19 protein-coding genes are annotated in these 21,570 nt (G+C 39.8%); 8 read left to right on the forward strand and 11 right to left on the reverse strand.

Features of this window, described 5'->3' with window-relative positions:
* Nucleotides 1–23 precede the first annotated feature (23 nt).
* From V7K69_RS13510 to V7K69_RS13525, 4 genes are all read left to right on the forward strand, one after another.
* Entirely contained in the window at nucleotides 24–1,508 is a 1,485-nt protein-coding gene (locus V7K69_RS13510) for an ABC transporter permease subunit (RefSeq protein ID WP_335035059.1), read from the forward strand.
* Nucleotides 1,501–2,235, forward strand: a complete 735-nt coding sequence (locus V7K69_RS13515) for an amino acid ABC transporter ATP-binding protein (protein WP_335035061.1) — start codon at nucleotides 1,501–1,503, stop codon at nucleotides 2,233–2,235. Before V7K69_RS13510 ends, V7K69_RS13515 begins: the two co-directional genes overlap by 8 nt.
* Before the next feature lie 138 nt (nucleotides 2,236–2,373).
* Nucleotides 2,374–2,778 carry a DUF4112 domain-containing protein gene (locus tag V7K69_RS13520; protein ID WP_335035063.1) on the forward strand — a complete coding sequence of 135 codons (405 nt, stop codon included), beginning with the start codon at nucleotides 2,374–2,376 and terminating at the stop codon, nucleotides 2,776–2,778.
* Between the two features lie 432 nt (nucleotides 2,779–3,210).
* Nucleotides 3,211–3,789 carry an NADPH-dependent FMN reductase gene (locus V7K69_RS13525; RefSeq protein ID WP_335035065.1) on the forward strand — a complete coding sequence of 193 codons (579 nt, stop codon included), beginning with the start codon at nucleotides 3,211–3,213 and terminating at the stop codon, nucleotides 3,787–3,789.
* Nucleotides 3,790–3,848: 59 nt separating this feature from the next.
* Here the strand turns inward: V7K69_RS13525 and V7K69_RS13530 are convergent, their stop codons facing one another.
* From V7K69_RS13530 to V7K69_RS13545, 4 genes are all read right to left on the reverse strand, one after another.
* The gene (locus V7K69_RS13530) at nucleotides 3,849–4,814 is read right to left on the reverse strand and encodes an acetamidase/formamidase family protein (RefSeq protein WP_335035067.1); all 966 of its coding nucleotides are present in this window, start codon (nucleotides 4,812–4,814) and stop codon (nucleotides 3,849–3,851) included.
* A 150-nt stretch (nucleotides 4,815–4,964) separates the two neighbouring features.
* A complete protein-coding gene (locus V7K69_RS13535; RefSeq protein ID WP_335035069.1) occupies nucleotides 4,965–5,462 on the reverse strand; it encodes a DUF3368 domain-containing protein in 498 nt (165 codons plus the stop codon).
* Nucleotides 5,455–5,709, reverse strand: a complete 255-nt coding sequence (locus V7K69_RS13540) for a UPF0175 family protein (RefSeq protein ID WP_335035071.1) — start codon at nucleotides 5,707–5,709, stop codon at nucleotides 5,455–5,457. Before V7K69_RS13540 ends, V7K69_RS13535 begins: the two co-directional genes overlap by 8 nt.
* A 199-nt stretch (nucleotides 5,710–5,908) precedes the next feature.
* Nucleotides 5,909–6,529, reverse strand: a complete 621-nt coding sequence (locus V7K69_RS13545; protein WP_335035073.1) for a hypothetical protein — start codon at nucleotides 6,527–6,529, stop codon at nucleotides 5,909–5,911.
* Nucleotides 6,530–6,671: 142 nt separating this feature from the next.
* Between V7K69_RS13545 and V7K69_RS13550 the strand changes: the two genes are divergently transcribed.
* Both V7K69_RS13550 and V7K69_RS13555 read left to right on the forward strand, forming a co-directional pair.
* Nucleotides 6,672–7,904, forward strand: coding sequence for a DUF4336 domain-containing protein (locus V7K69_RS13550; protein WP_335035076.1), 1,233 nt, complete (start codon nucleotides 6,672–6,674; stop codon nucleotides 7,902–7,904).
* A 215-nt stretch (nucleotides 7,905–8,119) separates the two neighbouring features.
* Nucleotides 8,120–8,296 (forward strand): hypothetical protein, encoded by a 177-nt coding sequence (locus V7K69_RS13555; protein ID WP_179072574.1) that lies wholly within the window; start codon nucleotides 8,120–8,122, stop codon nucleotides 8,294–8,296.
* 299 nt (nucleotides 8,297–8,595) lie between these two features.
* Here V7K69_RS13555 and V7K69_RS13560 read toward each other — a convergent pair whose 3' ends face one another.
* The 4 genes from V7K69_RS13560 to V7K69_RS13575 all read right to left on the reverse strand — a co-directional run bounded on the left by V7K69_RS13560 (nucleotide 8,596) and on the right by V7K69_RS13575 (nucleotide 12,325).
* The gene (locus tag V7K69_RS13560) at nucleotides 8,596–9,102 is read right to left on the reverse strand and encodes a GNAT family N-acetyltransferase (RefSeq protein ID WP_335035078.1); all 507 of its coding nucleotides are present in this window, start codon (nucleotides 9,100–9,102) and stop codon (nucleotides 8,596–8,598) included.
* A 32-nt stretch (nucleotides 9,103–9,134) separates the two neighbouring features.
* The gene (locus V7K69_RS13565; RefSeq protein WP_335035080.1) at nucleotides 9,135–9,689 is read right to left on the reverse strand and encodes a pyridoxamine 5'-phosphate oxidase family protein; all 555 of its coding nucleotides are present in this window, start codon (nucleotides 9,687–9,689) and stop codon (nucleotides 9,135–9,137) included.
* A gap of 234 nt (nucleotides 9,690–9,923) precedes the next feature.
* Nucleotides 9,924–10,448, reverse strand: a complete 525-nt coding sequence (locus tag V7K69_RS13570) for a DUF937 domain-containing protein (RefSeq protein ID WP_012412549.1) — start codon at nucleotides 10,446–10,448, stop codon at nucleotides 9,924–9,926.
* A gap of 155 nt (nucleotides 10,449–10,603) precedes the next feature.
* Entirely contained in the window at nucleotides 10,604–12,325 is a 1,722-nt protein-coding gene (locus V7K69_RS13575; protein ID WP_335035083.1) for a sensor histidine kinase, read from the reverse strand.
* A 519-nt stretch (nucleotides 12,326–12,844) separates the two neighbouring features.
* Between V7K69_RS13575 and V7K69_RS13580 the strand changes: the two genes are divergently transcribed.
* On the forward strand, nucleotides 12,845–14,395 hold the full coding sequence (locus V7K69_RS13580) for a YcjF family protein (protein WP_335035085.1): 1,551 nt from the start codon (nucleotides 12,845–12,847) through the stop codon (nucleotides 14,393–14,395).
* Nucleotides 14,396–14,636: 241 nt separating this feature from the next.
* On the opposite strand, the gene V7K69_RS13585 is transcribed toward V7K69_RS13580, so the two are convergent.
* Complete coding sequence (locus V7K69_RS13585) at nucleotides 14,637–15,329, reverse strand: hypothetical protein (protein WP_335035087.1); 693 nt, start codon at nucleotides 15,327–15,329, stop codon at nucleotides 14,637–14,639.
* A 553-nt stretch (nucleotides 15,330–15,882) separates the two neighbouring features.
* On the opposite strand from V7K69_RS13585, the gene V7K69_RS13590 reads away from it, so the two are divergent.
* Nucleotides 15,883–17,652, forward strand: coding sequence for a serine/threonine-protein kinase (locus tag V7K69_RS13590; protein ID WP_335035089.1), 1,770 nt, complete (start codon nucleotides 15,883–15,885; stop codon nucleotides 17,650–17,652).
* Between the two features lie 197 nt (nucleotides 17,653–17,849).
* Here V7K69_RS13590 and V7K69_RS13595 read toward each other — a convergent pair whose 3' ends face one another.
* Both V7K69_RS13595 and V7K69_RS13600 read right to left on the reverse strand, forming a co-directional pair.
* A complete protein-coding gene (locus tag V7K69_RS13595; RefSeq protein ID WP_335035094.1) occupies nucleotides 17,850–19,145 on the reverse strand; it encodes a hybrid sensor histidine kinase/response regulator in 1,296 nt (431 codons plus the stop codon).
* Complete coding sequence (locus tag V7K69_RS13600) at nucleotides 19,142–21,565, reverse strand: ATP-binding protein (protein ID WP_442936141.1); 2,424 nt, start codon at nucleotides 21,563–21,565, stop codon at nucleotides 19,142–19,144. Before V7K69_RS13600 ends, V7K69_RS13595 begins: the two co-directional genes overlap by 4 nt.
* Nucleotides 21,566–21,570 lie beyond the last annotated feature (5 nt).

Here is a 21,570-nt window from a genome sequence, read left to right on the forward strand (position 1 = left end):
TAAATTATATAATTATCAAATTCATGAAGAAAAAGAAAATATGGCTATCAACCATACTAGTTGTAGCAGTAATCAGCATAATCATTGGACATAGTAATTCTCTAAAAGCAGCTTCATCTTTAGGGAAAGACACACTGACGATGATTACTTCTCCAGATTATCCTCCTTATGAATTTTATGATACTAAAGGAGGCGATCGCCAAATCGTTGGCTTTGATATAGATATAGCCAAAACTCTTGCTGAAAAACTAGGGTTTAAGCTTCAAATAATGGAATCGGATTTTAATGGATTAATTCCTGCACTCCAAGCAAATCGCGCTGATTTTGTCATGGCTGGGATGACTCCGACTCCAGAACGTCAAAAAAATATTGATTTTTCAATTATTTATTACGAAGCCAAAGATACCATTGTCGCTCCTAAAGGTAGCAACCTGAAGCAGCCCCAAGATTTACTAGGAAAAAAGCTTGGGGTACAACTAGGAACGATCCAAGAACAAAATGCTCAGAAAATTGCTAAAAAAGTTGCAGGTATTCAGCTAAAGCAACTCAACAAAGTGCCGGAAGTAGTTCAGGAAATCAAATCTGGGCGAATTGATGCTGCAATTGTTGAAGATACCGTCGCTAAAGGATTTGCCCAAGCTAACCCAGATTTAGAATTTAATACTATTCCGTCAGAGGAAGCAAGTGGATCGGCGATCGCTTTTCCTAAAGGTTCTTCTTTTGTAGAACCCTTTAACAAAGTCCTTCAACAAATGAAGGACAATGGCACATTGAATAAACTTGTCGCCAAATGGTTTTCAGAGAACACCGCCGCCAATTCTGCATCTTCAACTCCTACCAAAGGCGGATTAAATCTCGACTTCACCAGAATTCTTCCCGACATTCCTTTTATTCTGCGGGGAATTCCTTTAACTTTGTTGTTCACCCTATTATCTGTAACCTTGGGGTTAATTTGGGGAACAATCCTATCTCTATTAAAAATTCTTGGCATCAAGCCGCTTACCTGGGTTGCTAATGCCTACACCTCTGTTTTTCGAGGCACACCTTTGTTATTACAGTTGGCATTAGTTTACTACGCAACACCCCAGCTTACAGGCTATGACATTTCTGCATTGCAGGCTGGGGTACTAACTTTTACCCTAAATTCTGGCGCTTATATGTCGGAAACTATCAGAGGTGGGATTCAAGCGGTGGATAAAGGACAAAGTGAAGCGGCGATGTCTATGGGTGTTCCCTATTGGTTGATGATGTGGGATGTGATTTTGCCCCAAGCATTGAAGAATATCCTCCCTGCATTGGTAAATGAAACTATTGGATTGCTCAAAGATTCAGCACTGGTGTCAACCATTGGAGTGGTGGAAATATTACGCAGCGCCCAAATCGTTGGTGCAAATAAGTATATTTATTTTGAACCACTGTTATTTGCAGGGTTAATCTACTATGTTTTGGTAATGGGTATGACTTTGGCTGCATCCGCTTTAGAAAAGAGGTTACGGGAAAGTGAATAATGTAGTAATTCGCACAGAATTCTTATCTAAATCCTTTGGCAAACTCGACGTACTCAAAGATATTTCCACTGAGTTTTACCAAGGGGAAGTGGTTGCTATATTAGGCCCTTCTGGTTCAGGTAAGTCTACCTTTTTGCGATGTATGAACTTGCTAGAACAACCCACCAGAGGAAGAATCTATTTTCACGACCAAGAAATTACTAATCCCAAGACAAATATCGCTAAAGTACGGCAGCATTTGATGATGGTATTTCAACATTTTAATTTGTTTCCCCACATGAATGTGCTGGAAAATGTCACATACGCACTCATCAAGGTGAAAGGAATAAACAAGCAAAAAGCAGAAGAACATGGCTTAGAATTGCTTGCTAAGGTAGGTTTAGAATCAAAAGTGTCTGTGTACCCATCCAAACTATCGGGTGGACAAAAACAGCGAGTAGCGATCGCTCGGGCATTAGCAATGGAACCAGAGATGATTTTGTTTGATGAACCCACCTCTGCACTAGATCCCGAAATGGTCAAAGATGTGCTGGAAGTGATGAAAGCTTTAGCGCTATCTGGAATGACAATGGCGATCGTTACCCATGAAATGGGGTTTGCAAGAGTTGTTGCCAATCGAATTATGTTCCTCGATCAGGGAATTCTAGCAGAAGATACTACTCCTGGCGAGTTTTTCCAAAATCCTCAGTGCGATCGCGCCAAGCAGTTCTTAGAAAAAATGCTTTAGAACATCAGGAATTTGCCGCTTTTTTGGTATTCTTGAAAATTTTCCAAAACAGGGCGAAGGTTTAACATTTCTTTCTGACGGTACAGGACAAATAATTAGAAATTGTGCAAATTAAGAGTAGTGTAAATATCAGAAATTATGGACGCTGCTAAACGCCTCGCTACTCTCAATCGCATCCGCAAACTCAGCCGTCTGATGGATACATCTATACGCATCCCTCTAACAGGTTTTCGTATTGGAATAGATCCAATTATCGGTTTGGTTCCAGGTGCTGGTGATTTAATCAGTACAGCGTTTTCAGCTTACATCATATTTTTAGCTACCCGTTTTGGCATTCCACGTCAAGATTTAGCCAAAATGATTTTTAATGTTGGTTTGGAAACAGTCGTTGGTACTGTGCCTTTAGTCGGTGATTTATTTGATGCTTTCTATAAGTCTAATATTCGCAATTTGGCAATTTTGGAGCAACATTTGACAGTATTTGAACCAAAATTAAAAGAATTGTCTGATGAACTTTACTCTGGTGAGTTAAGCCAAGTTTAAGCCGATACTCATTATTTTTCAACCAGTTCAATTGTGCATTTTAAAAGCTCTCACAGAAAATGGGGCAAAGCATTACTCAACTCTTGTTTTGCCCTTGGTTCTAAACAAGTGACAATATGCTGATATGAAACTGCATAATGTCAAGCACATAAAGGTTTGGCTAATGTCCAAGCTTCTAGTAAATGTGACATTGGTTCAAATATGGAAATGAGTCAGTAAAAGTAATTTGAGCAGCAATCTCTTGGAACATAAATCCGCCTTTGCCCAACAAAACTTAGGTTATTCAGATACTACCGTATTGTTTCTAGATTCGTTCAGTGCGGTCATCAGTTGAGTGGTTTGTAAAGAAAATCTAAAGGTAGCAAATAGCGATCGCCTGAAAACAGGATAATGCAGCTGAAGTGTCTAGTCCTTCCCATTCAACCTAAAACTATGACATCCACACCTAAAATCCTTGCCTTTGCCGGCAGCACCCGGATTGATTCTTACAACAAAAAATTGGTAAAAATTGCGGCGGCTGGCGCTCAGTCCGCAGGCGCAGAAGTAACTTATCTAGACCTCCGCGATTTGCCTTTGCCTCTGTATGATGAAGACTTGGAAGCTCAAGAAGGACTACCAGCTAACGCCCGCACTTTAAAGGACTTGCTGATTTCTCATCAAGGATTGCTGATTGCTTCGCCGGAATATAACAGTTCACTCACAGCAGTTTTGAAGAACGCCATTGATTGGGCATCCCGTCCATCTCCCAATGAAGCACCCTTAGCTGCTTTTGCAGGCAAGGTTGCTACGATTATGAGCGCTTCCCCAGGCGCTCTTGGTGGTTTACGGGGTTTGGTTCACTTGCGCTCTATTTTGGGAAACATCAAAGTTTTGGTACTTCCCGACCAAATAGCCTTACCCAAAGCTTACGAAGCTTTTAATCCTGATGGCACGTTAAAAGATCCGAAACAGCAAGAATCTATTGAGCGGTTAGGCGATGGCTTAACCAAGATATTACTCAAGCTTGATTAAACACAATATTCCCAACTTCTTAAATCAATTGGGAATCTGAGCATTTAAATTATCACAAATTATAAATTAATATTTTTGGACAAAATTGATTTTGGCAACATTCCATGCACACCTTTTTGAGGACTATTCACAACTTGAGTAATGTGAAAATTAACAGCTAAACTACACAAGATATAAGCATCTTCTGGCGACAAATTTAGGAAGCGTTCTAGAAAATCAATCATGTTTTTTAAAGCCAACTCTAAAGCTTCATCTAATGTTTGAGCAAACCCCATTGTAATGATATGAGTTGGAGTTTCGGCAATTGGTGTTGTTAGTTGTAAATCCTTACGAAGTTTGAGGGTAATTCTACCGTTCATGGAAGTTTCAATGGCGGTGACATTTACTTCGCCATCTCCCTGTGCAGAATGCCCATCACCAATAGAAAATAATGCACCTGGTACGAAAATCGGCAAAAATAAACGAGAACCAGCTTGTAATTCCCGGTTGTCGATATTACCACCGTAAGAACCTGGTGGGACAGAAGTTCGAGAGGTTTCTGGGGTAGCGACACCAAGAATTCCAAAAAACGGTTTGAGGGGAATTTTTATGCCAGTACCCGCCGGAAATTCCGCGATATTGTTGACTAAATCTAGAGGAATGAATCTCAACGCAGATTGAGGAAACTGATGTGGTAAAGCTCCCCACCCTGGACGAATGGCATTGAAGCCAACGGGTACACTAGGTGCGATCGCATCTAATTGTACTTCTAAAACATCCCCTGGTTCGGCATCGCGTACATAAATCGGCCCTGTGAGTAAATGCGGCCCCCCAGCAATTTTGCGTTCTGGTAAAAGATTTTGGCAGATGTCGAGAAATTCTGGTGTGACAAATTCAGGTGGTGCTTTGTCGTAAACGTAGTAACCAGTATAAGTTTCCACATCAACCGTATCACCAGAATCAATAGTGAGTGCTGGTTCTAATAGATGGGAGAAACCACCCAAATGCACGGTTTCCTTAGTAGCTTTTAAAATGTAATGACTCATCGCTATTTTGTTTTTAGTAGCGTGGGCAGTTGCGCGAACTAGTGTAAAATTTGTAGGGGTATAGGAATATTCCCAACTGGGTATTACGTCGAAAAAAGAACCGCTATAGTAGTCAGCATTATTGCTTAGAATCACCGAAAGGAAATAGAATTAGTCTGTTTCGCCTGCTTGCTGAAGCGCAACAGCAATGACTGTTTCACTGAGTCGAATTCCTCTGTTTAACATACGCTCAATAGCTTGCCGCATTAACATAGGATATCCTTCCTTTTTGGCACGCAACAAAATGCCAATAGAACCTGTGAGCGTCAGACCACTCAATCTAGCAATCCGTCTGCCAACAGTCTCATCAATGCACACAGTTTTAATACTTTCATTTAAAGCTAATTGAATTACAGATGCTTCACCTAAATCCAATGAGTTGAGCAAAAGAGGTGAAATATTAAGTGGAGTTTGCCACTTTTGTAGCCAGGTTGCTGCCTCAAATTCTGTGACTGCAAACCCGCTTGCACCTCCAGCAAGTAATTCCTGACAAACTTCAAAAGGAACTAGTACTTGAGTATATAGCTGCAATACATCTAAATCACCAAGAGCCGCTACTAGACTAATTAGAGGAGCAGTATTAATGACGATTATCTCAGTGTTAGGCATTCTCTAGATCAGTAAGAAGTTCATCTTCTGTTAAATCAATCATAGCTACTCCATAATGATGCAAATTAAGCAAAAAAGAAACTCGATCTGTATTTACTAGTGCAGCTGCCATACCAGAAGATAGGCGTTTCATTTCAAATAGTTTTACTGCCATCGCCCATTTAGCCTCTTCTTCAAATTGTTCCCGTGTCTGTTGTAAAGCATCTGGAAGTGTCTCTGGGTAGTTGATTTTGATTTGCAATGACATAGGCAAAATTATTTTTTTATAAGATAACTTTTCCCTTACTCTACATTGTTAAGTAGTGAATCACCATACTCTGGATCGTGAAATAGCTTACCATCTGCTAAGGTGTAGATAGCGTGTAAGCCACCACTGCCTCAAATATGCAGCTTTTAGAGATTGTCTCGTTCTCAGTTGAAGACTGGGAATTCTTTTCCAACTTCAGTCAAGCCTCAGATGAAAGGATGCCTAATAGTACTCGTACCAAATCTTCTAAACCTTCAGGAACACGATAAAGTTTAATATCTTCTATAATTAGCTTTTGTTGTCTATTGAGTGTACCAAATTTCCAGTCATCTCCATTAGTCACTGCACCAAATAAAATTGATGATTGATCGTCTAAAGTCTGATCCAAAGCGATTAATTCTACAGCGAGTTGTGTAAACCCTCTTCTAATATCTGATTGTTTTGCTTCAATCACCAATAAAGAGTTAGATTTATGTAAATAATAATCTAAAGTCCCTTTGAGCTTTTCATCCACATTAATTGGATATTCACTATATAGTTGAGCTTTTGTCTGGTCGCAGATTTCAGCCAGGATAGGAGCAATCATAAATTCTCTGATTGATATCTCAGCCATTGGGTTAAAAAGCTTGATATTGCGCTGTAAGTAATTTTGTAAAAATTCTAAATAGCTAACTTCAGCAAAGTATCTTGGTAATTTTAGCTCTGTGCGTTGGTAACTGTACTCAAACTCAGCTACTACATCTATTGTTGGATTAGGTAACAAAAAGTATTGACTAAAAGTGTAACTTTGATCGGGTTTTAAAATTCTATATTTACTCATAATTTTATCGAGAAGGAACTACGCAGAAAATATTACGAATTACAATTAAGAATTGATCTGATGATCTCAATAATTTGCTAAACTCCAACTTTGGGCATAGTAAATAAAAAAATTTGAGCAGGGAATTTGGAGGGGTTGCAGAGTGGCTGATGATGAACGCATAGTCAATGCACAACAGATAAATCCAAAAGACTTTTCATGGAAACTATGGCCTGTTTTGCCACTCTACCCTTATGGCAGGCGGCAGACAATCCGCAATGAAGTTATTAAGGACACAATCTGGAGTTTTGACCAGATTCAGGGCATTTTCTACGTTGTTGTGCCGATTCGCATGACTGTAGTTAAACTCGAAGCTGGAGGTCTTCTTATCTATGCACCTGTTGCACCAACCCCAGAGTGCATCCGGCTTGTGAATGAGTTGGTGGCGGAACACGGTAATGTTAAGTACATTATTCTGCCGACTATCTCCGGTATAGAACACAAAGTCTTTGTCGGCCCCTTCGCCAGATACTTTCCGACTGCACAGGTGTTTGTGGCTCCCCATCAGTGGAGTTTCCCGCTAAATCTGCCCCTTAGCTGGCTTGGTTTACCCCCAAAACGGACTCAGGTACTCCCAGAGGATAGTAGCAAAACACCCTTTGCTGACGAGTTTGATTATGCAATGCTAGGCCCCATCGAACTTGGCCCTGGTCGGTTTGCAGAAGTTGCTTTTTTTCATAAGCGATCGCATACTCTTTTAGTAACAGATTCTGTACTCTCTATCCCAGATGATCCACCTGCGATCGTTTTATTAGATCCATATCCCCTACTATTCCATGCTAAGGATCGTGCTTCTGATATTGTTGCAGACATTCAAGTAAATCGCCGTAAGGGATGGGGGCGCATCTGTCTGTTTGCTTTGTACTTTCAACCAAGCGCCCTAAATATTCCCCAATGGAATAAGGTGTTGCAAGATGCCTTGAAAGCCCCAGAACGCTCAAGGAAAGCTTATTTTGGATTGTACCCCTTTCAATGGCATCCAGATTGGCTGCGATCGTTTGATGCCCTACGAGGTAATGGGCGGTTGTTTGTTGCACCAATTTTACAGACGTTGATTCTCAACCGCGCACCGAAGGAAACTATTGACTGGGCTGATAAAGTTGCAAGTTGGGATTTCGAGTGGATTATTCCTTGCCACTTTGATGCACCGATAAAAGCCCAAGCGTATCAGTTTCGTCAAGCTTTCACTTTTTTGGAAAAGCAGCCTGCTGTTAGTGGGGGTTTATTCAGCAGTAGCAGCTATCCTTTACCAGAGGAGGATTTTAAACTACTTAAAGAAATCGATGCAGGTTTAAATAAGTTGGGCATTGTGCCAGCAGCAAAGGAGAAGGTGTAAGAGAATTTTTTGTAACTGCTGTGCTAAAAAATCAAAAATTGCTATGACTGCAAAACTATAGTGGTTAGATTTTTGATTTCTAAATTAAACTTTGGCGTTCAATTAGTTTGCAAATTCTTACCAGAGGACTAAGATTAATTCCTTCTATTGACTGTGGTTAAGTTCATAGATTAGTTGGTTAACTTGAGAATAGCAACTATTGAAGATGAAAAAAGATGAATAAGACATTACTAACGATTTTGATGCTTGCACTGTTACTCTTATTCATCATTTCTCCCTTTGCTGCCCTTGCTAGTTTGATGTTGGTAGTGTTAGTTTCAGCATTTTTCTCTTTACTTGGAAACTTATTTCAAGCAATAATTGCTGGTGACACTAATCCAAAAGGGTCATAAGGGAATGGCACTAAGAAAACCTGAAACCTTTGTTTGAGGGAGGTGTGGGAGGTGTGGGAGGTGTGGGAAGAAATCTGGCTCCCCACACTCCCCACACTCAAAAGCCAATCAAATCAAGGGTTTGCGCTTATCTTAGTGCCATTCGGTCATAAGGGACTTCCAAATAAAAAAATATTCCATCGCTTTCAGGGCAGGGGCAGGAGGAGGGAAAATCGTAGTGAAGTGCAGAGATTGGATAATTTATTTTTTGGAGTTCCCTAAAAGCAAAATCAAAATAAAGGGAGGATTTTAAAACTATTTCAAAAATCAATTTTCATCTTAAAAGAGATGCTACCAACTCGGTTGATTATTTCGCTACCAAGAATGACTTCAAAGCCAAACCTTTTATATAAACTCAAGGCTGGATTTGTCGCTCTGATACTAAGTGATATTGATGAATAAGATGTTTGGGTTGCTGCTAACAAATGTGTGAGTAACTGCGTTCCTATACCTTTATTTCTATATTGGGGAAGAATGGCAATAGCTAGTTCAGGAGTTTGATCGTCAACATAGCCATATCCTTTATTTTCACCTGTCAATAGACGCAGCCATGCAGATCCTACTGGCTGATTACTAGTTTCTAGAAGAGCGATAAAGCCGCTATCATCTTTACATCCCCAATTTTTAACATATTTTGCCAAATCAGGATTATTTATAGCATCCTGCAATGTCAGATTACCTTCTTTTTCTAGATGCGCTGCTTCATAAAGCATAAGCCAGAGAAAAGGCTCATCTTCCTGTGTCAATGGACGAATAGAATAATCCATAACTCATGCCCTAAAGTCCACTTTTGTAAAATTTAGGATAATTTACTTAGCGGTGTTGGTAAACCGTCAATGCTGACAAGATTTTTCTTCTGTTGATATTCTCGAACTCCCTCTTCACCTTTTTTACTAGCCCAGTTTACTAAAGTCTGGCGCTGACCCTTGTATTCATAAAGTGGTACGCCAAAACCACAAGAAGTCTGTACTTTTTCAATATCAGCGACGATAATTTGGCGAGTTCCAGGCATTGGTAAAAACCGAGAATACAGAGAGTCCCAGTCTGGAGAACTCGGTAAAATTGTGGTTCCTTGACCGTAAAGACGCAGGATACACGCAGGTTCTTCAAAGGCGCAAAACATGAAGGTTATCCGCCCATTTTCTTGCAAATGGGCTGAGGTTTCGTTACCACTGCCTGTAAGGTCTACGTAACCTACTTGCTTGGTAGAGAGAACACGAAAGCATCCTAAACCTTTAGGAGATAGATTAACATGACCCGTAGGACTCAAGGGTGCAGAGCCAACAAAGAAAAGGTGTTGAGCTGCAATAAAGTCTTGCAGTTCGTCTGTAATACAGTCAAAAAGTTTAGACATAGACTGTCTGATTTATATTCACATACAAATTTCTCATCTTCTCAGCCTATGCCTTAGCTAAATATCTAGCAAGGCCCAATTGCCGATGTCTGAGCAAATGGGAGTTTGGAATTAGGAAAAGTATTAAGTAAGTGGGCGTAAATAATTGTCTTTGGGATAAGGAAATAGGCAATAGGTATAAGGATTTTAGCCTAGTTCCTTTTTATTTACATAGTTTGATTTTATTGTGCCAACTTACTGTCTCATATATCTACTAGCCATTTGGATAGCATCAGCGATATCGACATCACCATCGCCGTCAGCATCCAAGAAGGAATTCAGTACAGGATTCCCGCCTGCTTGGGGATTTTGAGCATTTGCACCTGATTGCAAAAAATTCAGGACTAAAGGTACTGCTAAAGGTAGCAATTGTTGAACTATACCAGCATCCAATCCAGTGCGCTGGGCAGCAACCTGAGCTACCTGTTGTTGTATCTGAGGAGAAAACAGCGAATTGACGGCTTGGGGGTTAGGCGAAGTCCCAGCATATTGATTCACTAAACTTTGTGCGGCTTCATTACCATCTGTGGCTTGCTTGTCTTGTAAAGCAGAACGCACTTGACCACCCACAATTGACAAGACTGATTGAATGGTAGAAGGGTCTGCACCAGTACTTTGGCTTAATTGTTGTACAGTGTTAATAATTCCTCCCAGTTGCCCTAAGCTTCCCTGTTGATTGGGATTAGCAACTGCACCAAGAATCTGATCGAAAAGTCCCATAAATTTATTTCTCCTTTGTTCTCAAAAAGCTTGCCAAAACTGGCTTGAAGTGTTTGTGTAGGCAAACTTTCGTCAGTCCACTAAAAGATTTAAACACGCAAGCATCTACTTGCTGTTGATTATTATGAAAAAATTAACTTTGAAAAGCTACTAACTCAAGGATGAGAAATTGGCAGAGCGATACCTGCGGTGGGGAGAGCCAACGCAAACTCTGTACCTTTATCTAACTCAGATTGGCAGGTAATCTTACCTTGATGTTTTTCTATCACAATTTGAGATGCGATCGCTAGCCCTAAACCAGTACCAATGCCTCGTGGTTTGGTGGTAAAAAATGTTTCAAATATCTTTTTCTGATTTTCTGGTGAAATACCAGGGCCGTTGTCGGCAATTCGCACTATCACCGAATTATTCTCCCAGCATTCTGTAATAATAGTGATTTCAGGGAGAAATTCGGGATTTTCAGCTGATTTTTGCTCCAAAGCATCAAGTGCGTTGCTGAGAAGATTCATAAATACTTGATAAAGTAAACCTGTATAACCTGGAATCGCGGGAATCTCTCCATAGCTGCGAACAAGGTTAATGCCATTTTTCAGGCGATTATTCAGAATCAATAATGTACTATCTAAACAAGCGTGTAGGTCGACTAACTGTGCTTCTCCATCGTCTAAACGAGAGAAATCTTTCAAACTTCGGACAATTTCTCGCGTGCGTTCAGCGCCAATTTTCATTGAATTAAAGAGTTTTGGCAAATCGACTTCTAGAAACTCCAAATCAATTTCTTCTGCGAGAGTTTGCACGGCAGTGGAAGGCTGAGAAACTTCGGCTTTATATACTTGCAGTAATGCTAATAAATCGTCAGTATAGTTTTTTGCGTGTACGAGGTTGCCAGAAATGAAATTTACAGGATTATTAATTTCGTGGGCAATACCAGCCAGCATTCTTCCCAAACTAGACATTTTTTCACTTTGAATTAGTCGTACTTGGGACTCAGCTTGTTGTTCTTCTAAAAGGTGCTTTACCTGTCGAATTAGCTGGTTAAGGGAATTAGTTAAAGCCCCAACTTCATCTTGAGTAATTACGGGCGCTTGCAAATCAAAATTGGCTTCTTGGCTAACTCTTTGGGCAATATCTGTCACCGCTCTAATAGGATAAGCAATGATTGTACTGGTGTAGAAAGCCAGGATAGCAGCGATCGCTACTGACAGCAGCATACTACCAAGAATAATCTGAGCTTGAATCAGTGCAGCCTGATTCTGGGCTATATGAGCTTCCTCTTGGCGTTTTTGAAGTGTTTTGGCAAAGTCGGTTAACTCATGGGCAAATTGATAAAAATTTAGAGCATCCTGACTTTGGCTGAATTTGGAGATTAATTGCTGTGCTTTTAACGTTCCCTCTGGCTGTGAACTTAATGGCAAAATTTGCCGAATCAGCGACCTAAGTTGTTCAAAATATTCGGCTATTGTGCTGTTATGCTTTATCAGCAGAGCTTGTAAATCCTTTTGGGAACTGCTTTGACTAAATTCTTGTGCCTGAGAAATCAACGTTTCTGCATCCGCCAGATCGGTTTTGAAATTAGAGATTCCCCTTTGTAACGCTTGCGGCTGCTGTAAAAAAGGCAGTATTTCTTTCTGGTGGATCTGTATTTCCAACAGTTCGCCTTGCAAACTACTTAACAAGCTTCCTTCTTCGTCTACCAATATAATCTGCTGTTTGGCTTGTTGAAAATAGCGATCGCCTATTACCAACCCTGCTGTCGTTCCTAAAACTGTAACTCCCAAAGCCAAACCGTATCCATAAAAAATCTTTTGCCGAATACTAAGGCGATGGAATCTTTGTTGAACCCAGTTAAAGTATTTTAATTTAGGTATCGCAGTCATGGTATTACTCGCTGTTGAATTTTTTACTAAGCGGTTTTTCATCAAAGACAAGAAATCCAGCCGCAAATGAGAACACATTGCAATACTTGTCGGATTTTGGGGAATGGGGTTACGGGAAAGGGAAAAGAAAAAACCTTTAACCTTTACCCCAAACGCAATTCCGAGTTAAAAATGCTTTATCCGAGCAGTATTGGAACACATTTAATCCAAAATGCGCTCTCAGTCTATCAAAAGGGACTTTTTTCTACCCTGGTCAAAAATACTGAAACTATGAAGATTAGAAGTATCTGTTTACTGGATGTTGATAGATACAGAGCAGGGGGAGAAAAGGAAAAAGGCTGAACCCAAGCGTATTGACATATAAAATTATTTATTGTGGGGCACAGCATTGCACTTAAGTTTCACCCTCAAAGGTTCAAATTTTGCAAAAGCTGCTTCTTGCTACTCTGGTAAGAAAGACTGAAACTATTAAGATCAGAAGCATCTGCCTACTGAAATACCCACTAATCTTTCCCAGCCATGCCTCTGTCGCGCATAGTAACGCTAATTGTTGGTCTGATCGTCATTTTGGGACTAGCCCTATGGCTAATTGATTCCCTATCACGCCTCTATTGGCAATTGTCCTATTCGCCGTTGCTTGGCAATTTGCTGCTGTTGCTGCTGATTGTCCTTATAGGAGCCTTGGTAGCGGCTTTTGTCTATTATGTATTGGTAATTCAATCTGGGGAAAAGCGATCGCGCCGCAACCCCAAGCGAGTAACTGCGGCGCAAATTCCTGCTGCTAAATCTGATGCTGCTTCTACAACTCTCCAAGCTGTGCGCCAACAGGTAGCGCAAATTCAAGATGAAGTCACACGTCAGGCTTTATTAAGTCGATCGCGGGAGATTGAGGCGAACTTAGCACGGGGTGAAATTCAAGTAGTGGTATTTGGTACGGGGAGTGCTGGCAAAACTTCCCTAGTGAATGCGATTATGGGACGCATGGTAGGTCAAGTGGATGCACCGATGGGTACAACCCAGGTTGGAGAAACCTATTGTCTGCGGTTGAAGGGATTAGAACGCAAGATTTTAATTACAGATACGCCAGGGATTTTAGAAGCGGGTGTAGCGGGAACAGAACGGGAACAAATGGCGCGAGAACTGGCAACAGAAGCAGATTTACTGTTATTTGTGGTGGATAATGACTTACGACGCTCAGAATATGAGCCGTTGCGGGGATTAGCAGAAATTGGTAAGCGATCGCTCCTAGTTCTCAACAAAACCGATTTATATACAGATGAAGATAAAGAATCCATCCTTGCTAGGTTGCGTCAACGGGTACGGGGATTTATTGCTACTAATGATGTAGTGGCGATCGCAGCTAATCCCCAATCTGCACAACTAGAAACTGGCGAAACCTACCAGCCGGAACCCGATATTGTCCCTTTACTGCGGCGCACGGCTGCTGTTTTACGCGCCGAAGGTGAAGATTTGGTGGCGGATAACATTCTTTTGCAATCTCTGCGATTGGGAGACGAGGCGCGAAAACTCATTGATGGTCAGCGTCGTCGTCAAGCTGACAAAATCGTAGAACGGTTTCAATGGATTGGTGCTGGTGTGGTGTCAGTCACGCCAATACCAGTAGTAGATTTGCTGGCTACAGCTGCTGTTAATGCTCAAATGGTTGTAGAAATTGGCAGAGTCTACGGCTGTGAATTGAATATGGAACGGGGACGAGAGTTAGCCCTTTCTTTAGCGAAAACTATTGCTAGTTTGGGCATTGTCAAAGGAGCAATTCAATTATTATCTACAGCCTTGCAACTCAATGTTGCCACCTTTCTTATTGGTCGGGCGATTCAAGGCGTGACAGCAGCTTATTTAACGCGAATTGCTGGAAAAAGTTTTATTGAATATTTTCGTCACGATCAAGATTGGGGTGATGGGGGAATGACAGAAGTTGTGCAGAAACAGTTTCAAATTAATCGCCGAGATGAATTTATTAAAGCTTTTATTCAAGAAGCGATTGCACGGGTAGTAAAGCCGTTACAAGATAAATCTGAAGCGATCGAGGAACAAGAAAGCAAAGAATAATCTAATACGCTTAGTTTAGCGCCAAAAACCTTAAACTTTGTAGGTTGGTTTGAGGAACGAAACCCAATATTTTTGTGGCTTTGTTGGGTTAAGCAAAGCATAACCCAAGCGTATTGAAGAATAATCTTAATAACTACTAACTTTATTAGTTAATGTCAAAAATGCTCTTGCTAAAAAGCAAAAGCATTCAAATTTTTCTAGGAAAAAATAGTTTGTTCGATAAGTATCAAATTAAATTAACTTATACATTTTTGAATGGTTTTCCCTTGCGCTTCAACAACAAAACCGTAATCCCAACAAGTACTGCCCCGTTAAGAATGTCAGGTTCTGGAACACTAGCTAAATCAGTATTTAGCACAAGCGTAGCAGATGAATCAAAACTAAATCCAAACAGATACTGCTCTCCAATTCCAATATCGCCCAAAAGCGCACCTCCAACTGAGAAAAATCGTCCACTTCTGGCGTTAATATCTGCAATAGCGTCCGAGTTGAGGACAAAATTTAGGATTTCGTCTGAATTGCCAAAAGTGCTGACATTAAAAGTACCGTAATTTTTACCACTTACCAAGTCATTATAGATAACAGCATTAGGATTGTTAACTTTTTCAGCAAGTACATCAGCGGCTGTTGAAACATCAAAAAAACCTAGAGTCTTTGTTGGATTTCCTGCACCTTGAAACCGTTTAACTTGCAAAGTTGCTGTAGAGACTCCAGCTAGATCGTTAAGATCGAATGTAAAAAAGCTAGCATAATTGGTCGCGTCGAGATTTCCAGTGATATAGTTGTCGTTCTGGTTGCTGTTACCAGCGGTCTTACTCCACCAGCCTTGATTTGAACTACTCAAACTAACAGTTGCTGCTTGCGCTACGTTCAGCGTTCCTAATCCAAATCCAACAATAGCAGCCGTCATTGCTAATTTGTAACAATTTTTCATGGGATATCTTTCTAAAGTTGAACCTGTTTAGATGAAATTCACAAAAAATTTCCCTATACAATCGCTGTTTTTAAAAAGACGTAGTTGCTCAACAATCAGAGGAACTAAACGTAGTTAAAATTCAGTATTGAACTAGGGTTTTATTAGCACTGTAAATTATGTATTAAATCAAACAATGCTGTTGCTAGCATAATAGTATAAAAACTATTATTGCCAACAAAAGTATATAAAGTTTACACAAAGTTCATATATTTTTTATGAATTCTTCATGTTTTTGCTTTCAAATTACATCTAATCCTTTATAAAGACATGAGAAATAGCTTGTAGGTTTGAATTTTTTCATTAATTATTTAAAAGTATATCAAGATTTTAATATTTAATAAGTTTAATAGATTTTGATAAATTAAAATCCGATTTTATTAAGTGAAATTACTGTAATAAATCAAGTTATATCCAAGTAGTTAAGTTCAGTAAATCTATTTTTCAAGCATTCCGGAAACAGGAGGGAATGTCAGAAAAACTAAACAATAAGGACTTACTGAGTAACCAGGTCATGACCAACCACATAATCGGTAAATTATTACAAGAGCGTTACCAAATTGTCCAAAGCCTGGGTGCAGGGGTATTTGGACAAACATATATAGCTGTAGACGTAGATTTTCCACAGAATCCTAAATGTGTTATTAAGCAAATAAAAGTTAGCAGTTCCGAACCTGGCTACTTGGAGATGTTGAGGTTAATGTTTCTAACTGAAACTGAAACCCTCAAGCTTCTGGGAAGCCATCAACAAATTCCTGAATTTATCGCCTGCTTTGAAGAAAACAGCCAGTTTTATTTAGTACAAGAGCTAATTGAAGGACATGGGCTGACTGCGGAATTGCCCATTGCTCAACAGTGGGGGTGTCTGTGGAGTGAAAGTGAAGTTGTAAAATTCCTGATAGATGTCTTAAGTATTCTAGAATTTGTTCACTCTCAAAGTGTGATCCATTGTGACATCAAACCAGAAAACTTGATTAGACGTAATAGCGATGGCAAGTTAGTTTTGATTGACTTTGGCTCAATCCAGTCTATCGATTTTGGCATAGGTGCAGAATTGCCGATTTATAGAATTCCCGTCACCTCATTGGGATACATACCACCAGAGCAATTTATTGGACAAACACAGCCTAACAGCGATATTTATGCTTTGGGGATGATTGCTATCCAGGCTTTAACTGGGTTAGAACCACTACAATTAAAAGTTGATCCTCATACTAATGAAATTTTTTGGCGTTCTCAAAACACGCCAGTTAACGATTATCTAGCTGCTGTTCTCAGCCAAATGATCCGTTACGATTCTCAAAATCGCTTCCAGTCTGCGACTGAGGTACTGCGGGTACTCAAACAAATCACATGGGATCAGCCACCAGAAATATTAGAGGAAGATTCTGAATTTTTTCTAGAAGAAGTTGCGATTGAGGATAATGATTTTCAAAATCTTACATCTGACACATCATCCCCGTTATTGACAGGAATGAAAGTCGGACTAGCAGCTAATTCTTTATTGATGGGATTTGGTGTATATTCTTTAGTTAATACTGCACCAGCATACTCAGAAACAGATACTTTATATCAAGCAAAAAAAGAATATCAAGCTGGGGATTTGCAAGAAGCGATCGCACTTGCTAAATCAATTCCCTCCCACAGCAATGTTTATCCAGAAGCACAAACCACAATTGAAGAATGGCAAGACCAATGGCAAGTTGCTGCACAAAAATACCAAATAGCTCAAATAGCTTTTCATGAGAGCCGATGGTCAGATGTTCTTGATGCTGTTTCTCAAATTCCAAATATTTCCTATTGGCAATCTAAAACAGATAAATTGGTTCGGCAAGCATACATTAACATTGAAGCCCAGACACAAGATTTATTAGCAAAAGCTTACGAAAGTGCCGAGATCCGAGATTTTTCTACTGCATTACAATATCTGCGGGAAATTCCTAAAGAAAGTCGTGCGGGGGCTTTAGTTCAAGAAAAGCTGGCTGAGTACAATCGAAAGCGCCAAATCAGAGCAGCTTATTTTTTACAAAACGCTTACAAAAAAGCATCTATCGGTGATTTTGATCGGGCTGTGAAATTTCTCCGAAATATTCCCCAAGATGCTCTAGTTTATGCTCAAGCTCAAGTTAAATTGAATGAGTATACTCAAAAGCAACGCGTGCAGACTGGCAATCAAAAGATAGCTTATGCAAAAAGAACAAATTCATTTGTCTCTAAAAATTCAGACACTAAGATTGAATATCTTCAGCAAGTAAATTATTTGCAAGAAGTGAATATTCGATAGTTACAGCAATTTTTAGATCAATGTATTTGTTACATAGAGCAATTTTAAGTAGAGATGCGAAAATGTACTGGGCTGGCTTTGAATGCCCCGCCAGGCTAACGCGTCTCTACAGCTCTAAAGTCATTAACAAAAATCTTTAACTAAACGTATTTGTACAAAGAAGCGATGATTTCTTTTATTTAGTTTAGGATTTTCATTTATCGAATGGGTAGTTCAATGATAAACTCTATACCTTCACCTGACTTAGAATCGTATGTAAGCTTGCCATGATGGTTATTAACTACAATTTGGTAAGCAATAGATAGACCAAGCCCTGTTCCTTTACCGACAGGTTTTGTTGTGTAAAAAGCATCGAATATTTTTGTTGTATCTGCGTTTTTTATCCCTGAACCATTGTCAGCAACTCTTAAAATAACTTGCTCTCCAATTGCCTCAGTTTTAATTTTAATCACCCCAGGATTACTATAAATTGCATCAACATTTTTATTTTTATTTGCTTCTTCAATTGCATCGATTGCATTACAAATTAAATTCATAAAAACCTGATTTATCTCGCTAGGAAAACACTCAATAAGTGGCAAATCTCCATATTCTTTAACTAATTTTATGGCTGGGTAATGAGCATTTTTCTTAAACCGATGTCCGAGAATTAGTAATGTACTTTCTAAGCCTTCATGCAAGTTAGCTAGTTTCTTTCCAGCTTCTCTGTGACGCGAGAAGTTGTTTAAGTATGACACAATTTCTGTAACGCGATCTGTACCAAGTTGCATGGATTTAATAATTTTAAATAAATCATCTAACAAAAAGTCAAGATCGCTTTTTTTAATTGCGGTTTGAAGTTCATCTGGTGGCTCCGGCAGATATTTTTGATAGAGATGCAATAAACTAACTACTTCTTTTACGTATTTTTCAACAAAAGTTAAGTTGCCAGATATAAAATTGATAGGATTGTTAACTTCATGGGCAATCCCTGCTGTTATTTGACCTAAAGCTGCTACCTTTTCTGCTTGAATCAGTTGAGTTTGAGTCTGTTGTAATTCGGTGTTTTTAGCAATCAAGGTTTTTGTCAAATTTCTCATTTTGAGGTGATTTTCAATCCGCACTAAGACTTCTTCTTGCTGAAAAGGCTTAGTAATGTAGTCTACGGCTCCCAATTGCAAACCTTTAACTTTATCAGCTGTTTCTGAAAGGGCTGTCATAAAAATGACTGGAATATCTTGGACACGAGGATTGCTTTTTAGCTGTTTACAAGTTTCAAAACCATCTATACCCGGCATCATTACATCCAGCAAGATTAAATCAGGTAAATCACCATTTTCTAATCGTTGAAGGGCTTTTTCTCCACTGCGGGCTGCCCAAACTTCAAAGTTAGACTGATCCAGAAAGCTGGATAAAACTTGTAAATTGGCAGGGTTATCGTCAACGACTAAAATAATTCCCCTAGAAAGAGCATAATTGATAGAATTATTTTGGTTTTCAATAATAGTTTTCATACCGTTTCTACCGCAGATTTAGTCAAAAAATTTATAATTAAATCTTCATCAAATTGCCTTGCTAGCTGCCGTAGTTCGTTAGCAAAGGGTGCAAATTTTGTATCTGTTTCTTCTAGTTGATCGGCCCACTTGAGAATGGCATTAAAATTACCTTTACTGGCTAAAGTGGTTAGTTCTTGCAACACCTGGTGAGAAGGAGGGGTTAATTGAGTAGTTGCTGTCGTTGCTTCTTTGGCTGTTTCTCCATCAGGCTGAGATTGCTTGTAAATCCATACCAAATTTAAGTATTGTTCTAGTTGATGCAATAATTCATCTACTTGTATGGGTTTGTTCAAGAAAGCATTACCTCCAGCTTGCAAACTGCGATGTTGGTCGGCTTCAAAGACACTAGCTGAAGAAACGATAATCAATACATCCTTAATTTCTGGAGTGTGACGCAGGTGTTTAATTAATTCAAACCCATCCATTTCTGGCATCAGCAAATCTGTGATGATTAAGTCTGGCTTGAGGGCGATCGCTATTTCTAAACCTTCCTTACCGTTGCTGGCTTCAACCACATTAAAACCCAGTGGTTGCAGTAAGTTTGTAATCACTGTGCGATTCTCCCAGCGATCGTCAACCATCAGGATGGTGTAGGGGCCACCCTCAAAGCCAATGATTTGTTTCTCTGAGGCAGTCATCGCAGATTGTACCCAGTCAGTCGCTTCGGGTATCTCTAACTCAAACGAAAAGCTACTCCCCTTACCGATCTGACTCTGAACATGGATATTGCTACCCATCATTTGTACTAACTGCCGAGTAATAGCTAAACCCAGCCCTGTACCTTCAGCTTGGCGCTTTTTCTCACCGACTTGTTCAAATGGTAAGAAAATCTGGCTCAATTCTGTGGGAGTTATACCAATCCCTGTGTCTTCTATAGTAAAGCGAAGGCGATATTTTATTATCTGCCCATCATTGGGAGGTTGATCGATTACTTCAATATTGAAAGTAACCTGACCTTCATCTGTAAATTTGATGGCATTTCCCAGCAAATTCAATAAGACTTGACGTAATCTTTTGACATCGACATAAATCCCTGTAGGCAAGTTAATCGGGGGTTTATAGATAAACGAAATGCCCTTTTGTTTTGCCCGAATGTGGCATATTTCGACAATTCCTTGAAGAAAGGATGGAAAATGCACATCATAGGGATGCAGTTCTAACTTTTTCGCTTCAATTTTGGAGAGATCCAAAATGTCATTAATTAAAGTCAGCAGATGAGAGCCACATTGTTCAATAATATTGACGTGATATTGCTCTTGCTTAGGTAAAGCTGGGGAACGCAGTAAAATTTGGGCACAACCAAGAATGCCATTTAAAGGTGTTCGCAGTTCATGACTCATGTTAGCTAAAAATTCGCTTTTAGCATGGTTGGCTGTATCAGCAGCAGCTTTGGATTTTTTCAGTTCACGTTGTTCAAATGCTTGGACTTGCCACAAGACAGTAATCATGGTGAGTGTCAGTCCACCGACAATTAAGGCAATAAAATCGAGGAATTGCAATCGAGATTCGATATTTTGGCGGGGAATCACCAAAGCTACAGACCAATTAGCAGCTTGCAACGGCAGATAAGCTACATACTGTTTAGTGCCGTCAATTTCCATTAACTCAATTCCCTGTTGTTTGTTTACCATCCTTTGAGCGATCGCATTTAAATTGCGATCGCCAATTTTCAGCAGGCTGGGCGCAGGTTTTTCTACGGTTGACATTAACGCCGAGTTAGGGTGGACGATCGCTTGTCCTTGGGAATTGAGAGCAAAAGCATAGCTGTTTGTGCCGTAGCGCAGGGAGTTAACAACCTCTGCAATGTGATCGACTCTCACATTGCCGTGGAAGACTCCAATCGGTGAACTGCTGCTAGCAGAATTTGAAGAGATTGGGGTGGCGATCGCTATTAAAGGAATTCCTGTAGAACGGCTGATGAAAGGGTCAGAAATGTTGCTCTTTCCGGCAATTGCTTTTTGAAAAAAGTCTCGATCCTTGATATTTTTATTGGATCGACCAACTTTTGTATTAGAAAATGAACCATCTCGGTTGACTATTTGGAAAAAGAAAAATTCATTGATCCGCTTGACTTCTGACTTTAAATAGGGTTCTGCTACAGACCAGTTTAAGGAGCGGACAGTTAAAGTATTCGCCAGGGTTTGTACCTCCGTTTGGCGAAGATGTAACCACTCTTCAATTTCACCACCTCCTCTCTGTACCTCTAAAAAAGCGCTGTGTCTCAAATCTTTGAGCATCAGATTTCTAGTGGCTTGATAGCTGAAATAGGCAGAAATACTGACTATAAGGGTAGTACCGCCAAGAATAAATCGAATTAGTAAATTTCGTAAAGGATGATTTTCTCTATTAGTTGCTGATAGGCTGGAGTTTGGTTGTATCAAGG

The sequence above is a fragment of the Nostoc sp. genome (assembly GCF_036917775.1).
Classification (GTDB): Bacteria; Cyanobacteriota; Cyanobacteriia; order Cyanobacteriales; family Nostocaceae; genus Nostoc.

Excerpts from the sequence above, each read along its gene's own strand:
- V7K69_RS13510 (WP_335035059.1), top strand. The coding sequence starts at position 24 with ATGAAGAAAAAGAAAATATGGCTATCAACCATACTAGTTGTAGCAGTA.
- V7K69_RS13520 (WP_335035063.1), top strand. The coding sequence starts at position 2,374 with ATGGACGCTGCTAAACGCCTCGCTACTCTCAATCGCATCCGCAAACTC.
- V7K69_RS13525 (WP_335035065.1), top strand. The coding sequence starts at position 3,211 with ATGACATCCACACCTAAAATCCTTGCCTTTGCCGGCAGCACCCGGATT.
- V7K69_RS13530 (WP_335035067.1), bottom strand. The coding sequence starts at position 4,814 with ATGAGTCATTACATTTTAAAAGCTACTAAGGAAACCGTGCATTTGGGT.
- V7K69_RS13535 (WP_335035069.1), bottom strand. The coding sequence starts at position 5,462 with ATGCCTAACACTGAGATAATCGTCATTAATACTGCTCCTCTAATTAGT.
- V7K69_RS13540 (WP_335035071.1), bottom strand. The coding sequence starts at position 5,709 with ATGTCATTGCAAATCAAAATCAACTACCCAGAGACACTTCCAGATGCT.
- V7K69_RS13545 (WP_335035073.1), bottom strand. The coding sequence starts at position 6,529 with ATGAGTAAATATAGAATTTTAAAACCCGATCAAAGTTACACTTTTAGT.
- V7K69_RS13555 (WP_179072574.1), top strand. The coding sequence starts at position 8,120 with ATGAATAAGACATTACTAACGATTTTGATGCTTGCACTGTTACTCTTA.
- V7K69_RS13560 (WP_335035078.1), bottom strand. The coding sequence starts at position 9,102 with ATGGATTATTCTATTCGTCCATTGACACAGGAAGATGAGCCTTTTCTC.
- V7K69_RS13565 (WP_335035080.1), bottom strand. The coding sequence starts at position 9,689 with ATGTCTAAACTTTTTGACTGTATTACAGACGAACTGCAAGACTTTATT.
- V7K69_RS13570 (WP_012412549.1), bottom strand. The coding sequence starts at position 10,448 with ATGGGACTTTTCGATCAGATTCTTGGTGCAGTTGCTAATCCCAATCAA.
- V7K69_RS13575 (WP_335035083.1), bottom strand. The coding sequence starts at position 12,325 with ATGACTGCGATACCTAAATTAAAATACTTTAACTGGGTTCAACAAAGA.
- V7K69_RS13580 (WP_335035085.1), top strand. The coding sequence starts at position 12,845 with ATGCCTCTGTCGCGCATAGTAACGCTAATTGTTGGTCTGATCGTCATT.
- V7K69_RS13585 (WP_335035087.1), bottom strand. The coding sequence starts at position 15,329 with ATGAAAAATTGTTACAAATTAGCAATGACGGCTGCTATTGTTGGATTT.
- V7K69_RS13590 (WP_335035089.1), top strand. The coding sequence starts at position 15,883 with ATGACCAACCACATAATCGGTAAATTATTACAAGAGCGTTACCAAATT.
- V7K69_RS13595 (WP_335035094.1), bottom strand. The coding sequence starts at position 19,145 with ATGAAAACTATTATTGAAAACCAAAATAATTCTATCAATTATGCTCTT.